Below are 9115 nucleotides of genomic sequence, written 5' to 3'. Positions count from 1 at the left end.
ACAGGCCCCACTCCGCTCTCGGAACGCTGCCACCCATCAGCAGGATCGCCAACAACCTGCCTGGACATCACACCTAGGCGACGTGCGCGAGGGCGCGCGCGGCGGCCGTGAGGCGGGCTGCGTCGGTCCCACGCCGTCCGAAGAGCACGAGCGCCTCCCGTCGGTCGGGGTGCGGGAAGACCGCGACCGCGGCGACCTCGTCCTTCGACAGCCCGTCGCTCCACGCGGTCCGTCGGCGCCGGATGAGGGGCAGCTGCGCCTCGTAGTCCGCCACGAGCTCGGGGTCGGTCGCGCGGGTCACGCGCAGCACACTCGCGAGCACCTGGGCGGGTGCGGTGCTCAGCAGCAGTCGTCCGGCCGCGGTCGTCAGCGGGTCACGCGGGAGGTGCAGGTCGGCCACGCGGGCGTACCGCTCGTCGACCACCTTCTCCGACCGTGCCGTGTACACGACGTGGCGCCCGACGAGGACGGCAGCGGCGGCCGCGAGGTCGAACCGGTCCGCGTAGGCGTCCGCGTCGATCGACGTCCACGAGACGTGCCGCGCCGCGAGGAGCTCGAGGACCAGCGGGGCGGGTCCGACGCGGAAGCCGCGGCCGGCCCTGAGCAGCCAGCCGTGCCCCTCCAGACCGCTCACGAGGTCGTGGACGGACGACCGCGGGACGTCGAGTCGGCGCGCGAGCTCGCTCACCGTCGGCGGGGTGTCGGCGCGCGCGACGACATCGAGCAGGTCCACGATCCGGTCGACGCCACGGTGCGCGCTCATGGGTCGAGGATGCCGCATATCCGGCAATCCTGGCCGTCGGGGACCGCGCGTCGAAGACTCGAGCCGTGACCGCATCTCCCCTCCTGGACCTCGCGTCGCTGTTCTCGTTCGACCTCGCCAGGACGCACGTCGTCGGGAGCGAGCCGGCGACGACCTCCCCGCACCGCCTCGCCGAGTGCATGGGCGCCGCCATGGCGGCCCACGGAGCCGCCGCCGCGGCGTTCGGCGCACTGCGAGGCGCACCCGGCCGGTCGGTCGGGGTGCGCACCGACGACGCGCTGCTGCAGCTCATGGCGGTCTTCGCGACCCGGGTCGGCGACGTCCCGGCCGCCGCGACGATGGAGGACCCGCACCTCCTGGCCGACAGCGACTTCTCCACGTGCCGCGACGGCCGGCAGGTCTTCGTCCTCCTGTCGTACCCGCACCTGCGCGACCGGGCGCTCCGCGTGCTCGGGTGCGCTCCGGGAGCCGACCGCATCGCGGCGGCGGCCGCCACCTGGGACGCTCCTGCACTCGAGGAGGCCATCGTCGCGGCCGGCGGGACGGCCGCGATGGTCCGGACCCGGGAGGAGTGGGCGGCCTCCGACGTCGGACGAGCCGTCGCGGGCGAGCCGCTGGTGAGGATCGAGCGCACCGGGGACGCCGACCCGGTGCCGCGAGCACCGCTGTCGTCCACCGAGCCCCCTCTCACCGGCGTCCGGGTCGTCGACGTCACCCACGTGATCGCGGGACCCGTCGCTGCTCGTCTCGCGGCCGAGCTCGGCGCCGACGTCCTCCACGTGTCGCGTCCGGACCGCCCCGATCCGAACGCGATGATCATCGAGACCGGAGCGGGGAAGCGGAACGCGTTCTGCGACTTCCGGACCGCGGAGGGGAGGGCGCGCCTCGACGACGTGCTCGACGGCGCCGACGTCGTGGTCCACAGCTACCGTCACCTCGCACGGTTCGGGCTGGACGCGGAGCAGCTCGCGCGGGACCACCACGGGGTCGTCCTCGCCGACGTGCACGGATGGGGAGACCGAGGACCGTGGTCGGACCGAGGCGGGTTCGACCAGCTCGCCTGCGCGGCCACGGGCTTCGCCCTGGAGGAGGGCGGCGGGGACCGGGCCGCGCTCCCTCCCACCTACCTCCTCAACGACTACGTGGCGGCGTTCCTCCTCGCCGCAGGGATCGAGACCGCCCTGCACCGGCAGGCGACCGAGGGCGGCTCGTGGCACGTCCACGTCGACCTCGCGAAGGTCTGCACCTGGGTGCAGTCGTTCGGCGACAACCCCCGCCAGGTCTCCGCGGGACCCGACCTGCGCGAGCACCTCGACGAGGTGCCGACGGTGGAGACCGAGGGTCCCTTCGGGCGCGTGGCGGCCCTGCCGAGCCTCCTGGAGGTCACCCCCGCGTGGGACCTGCACCGCGGTGCACCGTGGCCGCTCGGATCGGCCCCGATGGCGTGGGCGGAGCCACGATGACGTCCGCTCCGACGGCACGTCGGGTGCGCGCGCTCGGGCGAATCCTGCTGTGGACGGTCGCGATCGTGACCGTCGCCTTCACGGTGCTCGCGCAGCTGCTCGCCGTCGTCCCGGTGTCGTGGACGATGCCGCTGCTGCAGTGGGAGGTGTCGCAGTACCTGGTGATCCTCCTCGGCGTGCTGCGGGACTCGCTGGGGGTGTGGAACGTCGTCGTCGGCGTCGTCGGCGTGGCGAGCGCCGCGACCCTCTGGCGACGGCGACCTCGGCCGCGTCGGCGCCTCCCGCTCGTGCTCACGGTGGCCGGGTCGGCCGGCACGGTGGCTGCCGTCGCGACGAGCGTCGCGCTGGCCGTCTCCATCGCGTCCACGGGCGCCGGGACGAGCCCGCTGCTGCCGACGCTGCCCTTCACCGGCCTGGACAGCGGACCCAGCCAGACCGTGACGGTCGGGACCGCCGGGACCACCACGCTGCGCGCCGACCTCTACCTCCCGTCCGGACGCGCACCGCGAGCGGGATGGCCCGTCGTGGTCTCCGTGCACGGCGGCGGGTTCTCGAGCGGGACGCGGGGCCCGAACGCGTACACCGGGTTCCTCCCCGCCCACGGCTACGCGGTGCTCGACGTCGACTACCGGCTCGCGTCCCCGACCTACCACCCATGGCGGACCCAGGTCGAGGACGTCGGCTGCTCCCTGGCCTGGATCGCCCGGACCGGCGAGGCGCGTCGGCTCGACCCCCACCGGGTCGCGATGCTCGGCCTCTCCTCCGGAGGGAACCTGGCCATCAACGCCGCCTACATGTCGGCCGACCACACCCTGAGGTCCAGCTGCTCGCCGTCGGGCACGACGCTGCCGGTCGTCCGCGCTGTGATCGGCGGGTATCCGGCCGTCGACCTCACCGGCATCGGGGACCGGACGGCGATCGCCCGGAAGGTCGAGCAGTGGTACGTCGGCGGCACGCCCGCCGAGCACCCCGACCGGTACCGCTTCACCGACTCCGCGACCCACGTCAGCGCCGACGCCCCGCCCACCCTGGTCTACCAAGGAGCACGCGACCACCTCGTCCTCGCGGACCGTGCTCGCGCGTTCGTCGACGTCCTCGCGCGGCACGGCGTGACGCACCGGTACGTCCAGTACCCCGGGATGGAGCACAGCGCGGGCGACTCGACCTCGACGTTGACGCCCGCCGCGGCTGCGAGCCGCCAGCTCACGCTCGACTGGCTGCAGCGTCATGACGGCGACCGACGCTCGTCGCCGACGACCCCGTGACGCGCCCGGCGCCATCGGCTATCGTCACCTGAACACCGTTCACCTGAACGGTGTTCAGTGACCGCCGCCCGAGTCGAGGACTCTCATGCCCGCATCGTTCGACCAGCTCGCCACCCACGTCCTGGACGGGGGCAGCGCCTCCGAGGCCGACGCGCTCGCCGTCCTGCGTGCCGACGACGCCGACCTCCTCGACGTCGTCGCTGCCGCCGGACGTCTGCGCCGCGCGCACTTCGGCAGCACCGTCAAGGTCAACTACCTGGTCAACCTCAAGTCCGGGCTGTGCCCGGAGAACTGCAGCTACTGCTCACAGGCCGTCGGGTCCGAGGCGCCGATCCTGAAGTACTCGTGGCTCTCCACCGACGAGACGCTGCGCCAGGCGGGCGCGGGGCTGCGCGGCGGTGCGTCGCGCGTGTGCCTCGTGTCGTCGGGCCGCGGCCCCTCGAACCGCGACGTGGAGAAGGTCGCCGAGATGACCGAGGCGCTCAAGGACAGCTACCCCGACGTCGAGGTGTGCGCCTGTCTGGGGCTGCTGAAGGACGGGCAGGCCGAGCGGCTCAAGCAGGCCGGGGTCGACGCCTACAACCACAACATCAACACCGCCGCGTCCCACCACGACGAGATCGTCACCACCCACACCTACGACGATCGCGTCGACACCATCGCCAAGGCCCGCACGGCCGGCCTGTCGCCCTGCTCGGGGCTCATCGCCGGGCTCGGCGAGACCGACGAGCAGCTCGTGGAGGCGCTGTTCGCGCTGAAGGAGCTCGGCTCGGATTCGATCCCCGTCAACTTCCTCATGCCGTTCGACGGCACGCCGTTCGAGGACACCTGGGAGCTCTCGCCGGCCCGGTGCGTGAAGATCCTGGCGATGGCGCGCTTCGTGTGCCCCGACCGCGAGGTGCGCATCGCCGGCGGACGGGAGATGCACCTGCGCTCGCTGCAGGGTCTCGCGCTGCACGTGGCCAACTCGATCTTCCTGGGCGACTACCTGACGTCGGAGGGGCAGGACGCGAGAGCCGACGTCGAGCTGATCCGCGACCACGGGTTCACGATCCTCGGCGCGGAGGACCTGCCGGAGCACGAGCCGGTCGAGCGGACGGCTGCGACCGCGACCCCTGCCCCCTCGACACCCGCGGCCTCGCCGTGCGGCACCGCGTCGACCGGCTGCGGCAGCGCCTGTGGCGGCTGCGCCTCGCACGACGGCACGACCGGTCTCGCGATCCGGCAGCGCGGCGCCGGCACCGACGTCCCCGCGAACGCCTGATCGCCGACCCTGTCGTGACCGCGACTGTCGCCGACCTGCGCGCCTTCGACCGCGCCCACGTCTGGCACCCCTACGCCTCGATGACGGAGCCCTCCCCGACGAGGGTCGTCACGGGCGCCGACGGGTGCCGTCTGGAGGTCGACGGGACGTGGGTGGTCGACGGCATGTCGTCGTGGTGGGCCGCGGTGCACGGGTACCGGCACCCCGTCCTCGACCGTGCGGTGGTCGAGCAGGTCGCGTCGTTCAGCCACGTGATGTTCGGCGGGCTCACGCACGCACCGGCCGTCGAGCTGGCGCGACGGCTCGTCGAGCTGACGCCCGCCCCGCTGGAGCGCGTGTTCCTCGCCGACTCCGGCTCGGTGGCCGTGGAGGTGGCGCTGAAGATGGTGCTGCAGCACCAGCGCGGGACAGGACACCCCGAGCGCACCCGCATGCTCACGGTGCGCGGCGGCTACCACGGCGACACGTTCGACTGCATGAGCGTGACCGACCCGGTCGTCGGCATGCACGCCATGTGGCGCGACCTGCTGCCGCAGCAGGTGTTCGCCGACCGGCCGCCGCGCCACGACGCGTCGGACGCGGAGATCGCGGCGTGGGCCGACGGAGTCCGCGACCTCGCCGCCCGGCACGCCCATGAGCTGGCGGGCGTCGTCGTGGAGCCGCTCCTGCAGGGGGCGGGCGGCATGCACCCGTACCCCGTCGCGTGCCTGCGCGTGCTGCGCGAGGTGGCCGACGAGCACGGTCTGCTGCTCGTGCACGACGAGATCGCCACGGGGTTCGGCCGCACCGGTCACCTCTTCGTGAGCGAGCTGGTCGCGCCCGACGTCCTCTGCGTCGGCAAGGCGCTCACCGGGGGCTACGTCTCGCTCGCGGCGGTGCTGTGCACCGACGCGGTGGCACGCGGCGTCTCGGCCAGCGACTCCGGTGCCCTCATGCACGGCCCGACGTTCATGGGCAACCCGCTGGCGTGCGCCGTCGCGTCGGCCAGCATCGACCTCCTCCTCGAGCGCGGCTGGCAGGCCGACGTGCAGCGCGTCGGGGAGGCGCTGAGCCGTGGCCTCGCTCCGCTGCGCGACGTCGAGGGCGTGACCGACGTCCGCACGCTCGGCGCCGTCGGCGTGGTCCAGCTCGACCACCCGGTCGACGTCCCGGCAGCCACCGACGCCGCGCTCGCCGCTGGCGTGTGGCTGCGGCCCTTCCGCGACCTCGTCTACACGATGCCGCCGTACGTCTGCGACGACGCCGCGCTGGCGCAGCTGGTCGCCGGGGTCGGCGAGGCGGTGCGGGCCGCATGAGCGTCTGGACGGACTGGTGGGCGCAGGAGCACGCCACGCGGGCGGAGGCCGGGCTCGCGCGCACGCTGCGCCCGCGCGGCGCCGACGACCCGACGATCGACCTCGCGGGCAACGACTACCTCGGCCTCGCGCGCGACCCGGCCGTCACACGCGCTGCCGCTACGGCAGCGCTCCACTGGGGCGCGGGCGCGGGAGCGTCCCGGCTCGTCACGGGCACGCTCGCCGTGCACGAGGAGCTCGAGCAGACCCTCGCCCGCGACCTCGGCCAGCCTGCGGCGCTCGTGACATCGACGGGCTACCACGCGAACCTGGCCGTCGTCGCCGCCCTCGCCGACCGAGGCACGCGGGTGGTCTCCGACGCGCACGTGCACGCGTCGCTGGTCGACGGCGTGCGGCTGTCGCGCGCTCGGCTGACGATCGTCCCGCACGGCGACGTCGACGCGGTGGCGGGCGCCCTGCGCGATGCCGAACGTGCTGGAGAGCGCGCCCTGGTGCTGGTGGAGTCGGTCTACTCGGTGCTCGGCGACGCGGCCCCGCTGGTCGACCTGGCCGGGCTCTGCGAGCGGCACGGCGGGCTGCTCGTCGTCGACGAGGCGCACGGGCTCGGCGTGCACGGGCCAGGACTGGTCACGCGGCTCGGGCTCGCCGGGCTCGAGCACGTGGTGGTCACGGCCACGCTGTCGAAGGCGCTCGGCAGCCAGGGCGGCGCCGTGCTCGGACCGGTCGCCCTGCGCGAGCACCTGGTGAACCGCGGACGTGCGTTCGTGTTCGACACCGGCCTCGCACCTGCGTCGGCCGCCGGCGCCCTCGCGGCGCTGCACGAGGTGCGCCGCCGCCCCGACCTGGCCGCGACGGTGCACCGTCGCGTCGGCGAGCTCGCCGCCGCTCTCGACGTCGCCGTGCCCGCGGGGGCCGTGCTGTCGGTGCCGATGCCGTCGCCGCAGGCGGCGGTGGCCGCCCAGGCGGCCGCGCTCATCGCCGGGGTGCGGGTCGGGTGCTTCCGGCCGCCGTCGGTGCCCGACGGGGTCTCGCGTCTGCGGGTGACGGCGAGCGCAGGCGTCGCCGACGACGACTGGGCGCGCGCCCTGGACGTGCTGGTCGGCGTCGCGGGGACGTTCCGGTGAGCCGCGTCGTGATCGTCACCGGGACCGACACCGGGGTCGGCAAGACGGTGGCCGTCGCCGCGCTCGCGGCCACCGCGCGCGGTCGCGTGCTGGTGGTCAAGCCGGTGCAGACCGGCATCGGCGGCCCCGACCCGGAGCCGCGCGACGCGCGCACTGTCGAGGCCCTGACCGGCGCGGCGTGCCGTGAGCTGGTGGCGCTCGACGACCCGCTCGCCCCCGACACCGCCGCGCGTCGCCAGGGGGTCGCGCTCCCACCGGTGTCGGAGCACGTGCGCGCCGTGCTGGGGATGGCGGCCGAGCACGACGTCGTGGTCGTCGAGGGTGCGGGCGGGCTGCTCGTCCGGCTCGACGCGGACGGCGGGACGCTGCTCGACCTCGCGGTCGGGCTCGTCGACGCCGCGCCCCCCGACGTGACGGTCGAGGTGGTCGTCGTGGCGAGGGCCGGTCTCGGCACGCTGAACCACACGGCGCTCACCGTCGAGGCGCTGCGGGCCCGCGGGGTGGAGCCGCTGGGCGTGGTCGTGGGCGCGTGGCCGGAGCGCCCTGGCCTCGCCGAGCGGTGCAACCGTGACGACCTCCCGGGCGTGACGGGGGTGCCGCTCCTCGCCGTCGTGCCCGAGGGAGCGGGGGCGCTGCCGCGGGCGGAGTTCGTCGCCGCGGCCCCCGCGTGGTTCGACCTCGGCCTGCGCTCGCGACCTGGCGTCTGACCCCCACCTCCGTGCCATGCTGGGGCGCGTGAGCGCATCGTTCCCGCGTCTGCTGTCGGCCACCGCCGACCGGTCCGCGCCGCTCGCGGTGCTCGACGAACCGGCGCTCTGGGCGAACGCCGACGACCTCGTCCGTCGGGCGGGCGGGGTGCCCGTGCGGGTGGCGAGCAAGTCGGTGCGCGTGCGGTCGGTGCTGGAGCGCACGCTCGCCCGACCCGGGTTCGCGGGCGTCATGACCTACTCGCTCGCGGAGAGCTGCTGGCTCGTCGACGAGGGGGTCACCGACGACGTGCTCCTCGCGTACCCCACCGTCGACCGTGCCGGGCTGCTCGCCCTCACCGAGCCTGGCGAGGCCGGCGAGCGACGTCGGGCGGCCATCACGCTCATGGTCGACTCCGAGGAGGGGCTCGACGCGATCCAGCGCGTCGTCGGCGGGTCGCACCCGACCCTGCGGATCTGCCTCGACGTCGACGCGTCGCTGCGCCCCGGCGCGCTCGGCATCCATCCCGTGCACCTGGGCGTGCGCCGCTCCCCCGTGCACACCGCGCGCCAAGCAGCGGGCGTCGCCCGACGGCTCGCCGCGCGGCCGGGCTTCCGGCTCGTCGGGGTCATGTTCTACGACGCGCAGGTGGCCGGCCTGCCCGACACCTCGGCCGCCGTGCGCGTCGTCAAGAGGCTGTCGACGACGGAGCTCGCGCACCGACGTCGCGCCGTGGTCGAGGCGGTGTCGCAGCACGCGGACCTGCAGCTCGTGAACGCCGGCGGCACCGGCAGCCTCGAGGTGACCGGGGCCGACCCGACCGTCACCGAGCTGACCGCTGGCTCGGGCCTGTTCACGCCCACGCTCTTCGACCACTACGACGCGTTCGAGGCGCGACCCGCCGCGTACATCGTCCTCGACGTCGTGCGCCGCCCGGCCAAGGACGTGGCCACCTGCTTCGCCGGCGGGTACACCGCGTCGGGGCCCGCGCAGGCCAACCGCATGCCCACGCCGGTCTGGCCGCAGGGGCTGTCGCTGGTCGGTACTGAGGGCGTGGGCGAGGTGCAGACGCCCGTGCGCGGCAAGGCGGCCCGGCACCTGCGCATCGGCGAGCGCGTCGTGTTCCGGCACGCGAAGGCCGGCGAGATGTGCGAGCGGTTCGACACCGTCACGCTCGTCGACGACTCCGGCCGCGCCGAGACCGTGCCGACCTACCGGGGCGAGGGGAAGAACTTCGGATGACGGGGACGACGC

Annotated in this window: 8 protein-coding genes; 7 read left to right on the top strand and 1 reads right to left on the bottom strand. The window is 74.6% G+C overall.

The window, feature by feature from the left end; translation table 11 throughout:
* Window positions 1-73 precede the first annotated feature (73 nt).
* The gene (locus AC3WRM_RS17635) at window positions 74-763 is read right to left on the bottom strand and encodes a helix-turn-helix domain-containing protein (RefSeq protein ID WP_492249860.1); all 690 of its coding nucleotides are present in this window, start codon (window positions 761-763) and stop codon (window positions 74-76) included.
* 65 nt (window positions 764-828) lie between these two features.
* Between AC3WRM_RS17635 and AC3WRM_RS17630 the strand changes: the two genes are divergently transcribed.
* The 7 genes from AC3WRM_RS17630 to AC3WRM_RS17600 all read left to right on the top strand — a co-directional run bounded on the left by AC3WRM_RS17630 (window position 829) and on the right by AC3WRM_RS17600 (window position 9103).
* On the top strand, window positions 829-2226 hold the full coding sequence (locus tag AC3WRM_RS17630; protein ID WP_492249859.1) for a CoA transferase: 1398 nt from the start codon (window positions 829-831) through the stop codon (window positions 2224-2226).
* Window positions 2223-3491: an alpha/beta hydrolase fold domain-containing protein gene (locus AC3WRM_RS17625; protein WP_492249858.1), complete on the top strand. Its 1269-nt coding sequence runs from the start codon at window positions 2223-2225 to the stop codon at window positions 3489-3491. Before AC3WRM_RS17630 ends, AC3WRM_RS17625 begins: the two co-directional genes overlap by 4 nt.
* Window positions 3492-3576: 85 nt before the next feature.
* Complete coding sequence (bioB, locus tag AC3WRM_RS17620; RefSeq protein WP_492249857.1) at window positions 3577-4755, top strand: biotin synthase BioB; 1179 nt, start codon at window positions 3577-3579, stop codon at window positions 4753-4755.
* 14 nt (window positions 4756-4769) lie between these two features.
* Window positions 4770-6050: an adenosylmethionine--8-amino-7-oxononanoate transaminase gene (locus tag AC3WRM_RS17615; protein WP_492249856.1), complete on the top strand. Its 1281-nt coding sequence runs from the start codon at window positions 4770-4772 to the stop codon at window positions 6048-6050.
* Window positions 6047-7174, top strand: coding sequence for an 8-amino-7-oxononanoate synthase (locus tag AC3WRM_RS17610; protein ID WP_492249855.1), 1128 nt, complete (start codon window positions 6047-6049; stop codon window positions 7172-7174). Before AC3WRM_RS17615 ends, AC3WRM_RS17610 begins: the two co-directional genes overlap by 4 nt.
* Entirely contained in the window at window positions 7171-7881 is a 711-nt protein-coding gene (bioD, locus tag AC3WRM_RS17605; RefSeq protein ID WP_492249854.1) for a dethiobiotin synthase, read from the top strand. The genes AC3WRM_RS17610 and bioD overlap by 4 nt, the downstream gene beginning before the upstream one ends.
* A 28-nt stretch (window positions 7882-7909) precedes the next feature.
* On the top strand, window positions 7910-9103 hold the full coding sequence (locus AC3WRM_RS17600) for an alanine racemase (RefSeq protein ID WP_492249853.1): 1194 nt from the start codon (window positions 7910-7912) through the stop codon (window positions 9101-9103).
* Window positions 9104-9115: the final 12 nt, after the last annotated feature.

Source organism: Aeromicrobium sp. EU05-FHT14F07, from assembly GCF_058790455.1.
This window is presented reverse-complemented; position numbering and strand designations above follow the sequence as displayed.